This is a genomic window from Pseudomonas sp. 2 (genome assembly GCF_056627435.1).
In genome coordinates, this window is the sequence record NZ_JBWXNG010000049.1 from 1 (window position 1) to 1,185 (window position 1,185).

1 protein-coding gene is annotated in these 1,185 nt (G+C 54.1%); it reads right to left on the reverse strand.

The window, feature by feature from the left end:
* Positions 1-32 precede the first annotated feature (32 nt).
* The gene (locus AC1MEK_RS29835) at positions 33-980 is read right to left on the reverse strand and encodes an IS110 family RNA-guided transposase (RefSeq protein WP_480399844.1); all 948 of its coding nucleotides are present in this window, start codon (positions 978-980) and stop codon (positions 33-35) included.
* Positions 981-1,185 lie beyond the last annotated feature (205 nt).

Consider the following 1,185-nt stretch of genomic DNA (forward strand, 5'->3'; position numbering starts at 1 on the left):
CGTAGGAGATTCTATGGTCTCAAACAAGCCTTTCAGGCCGCTTTGGACTCGTATTCTTTCCCGCTCTTCAGCAGCGCAAAAACTACCCTCGCCAGTTTTCGAGCGAGGGCTACGTGTGCTGCTGTTTTACTCAGGCCAGCAGAGAGCTGGGTTTCATAAAACGGTCTCCAGGCAGCCGTGCACGCACCTGACATGGCTGCGTTGTACAGCAGCCTGCGAACTTCGCCGTCCCCCCGTTTACTCAGGCTGCGGCGCCCATCCTTTTGTCCTGATCGAGAGACCCTCAGATCCAGGCCAAGAAAAGCGATAAAAGCATCGGCGTTTCTGAATACGCCACGTTGAAACGTCGTCAACAGTCGGGCTGCGGTCAAAAAGCCGATACCTTCGACCTTCATGCAGCGCTTGAGGGCGTCCGTCAATCCAGCTTTTTTCAGCAACGCAGCAATTTCCTTTTCGACCAACGTTTCAAGCCTTTGCATTGAGCGCACGTGAGCAGCAAAAGATCGCTTCAACAGCGGTTCGTTGGACCAGCTTTGAGTCAGGCCCGAGCGAGCCTGAACCAGCGCCGCCCGCCGCCTGAACAGGCTTACCAACTGACGGTACAGACCGGATGGTGGCGTCCACGGACGCAAATCACCGGCCTCATTTTTCAGGTAACGAGCTAACAGTCGCGCATCAAGGGCGTCTGTCTTGGCACGCACGTTCACGCCTTTTCGATAATGGCTCAGTTGATAGCCATCGATCATGTAAACGGTGCAGCCTGCGTGGTAGGCGAGTTCAGCAAAGAGTTCGTGGTAGGTGTTTGTCGCTTCGATAGCGATGGCTACCTGTCCTGCTTGCGATTTGAGCCATTGCTTGATGGAGGCTTTGCCGTTGGGAATAGCTTCCAGCAAATCAGTTTGTGCGTGGTAGATGACCAGTTCATTTTTGGCGACATCAACACCGATGATCGGCTTTGAAACGGCGACTGGCATTGCCATGAGGCAACCTCCGGGATATGGTCTTGAGACTTGAAGGGCCACCCAGAGGCGCAGGCTTGTTCCTATCGTCGGTCGAGCCAGAAGCATTCTTTATCGGCGCTTGGGTGAAAGGAGGAGGGGTGAAATCTCCTACAGTCTGTACTGCTGCGAACAGTCAGAATCAAGCTTTGTCCCTCCTCTTCCCTTCAAGTCCTACCATACAAGC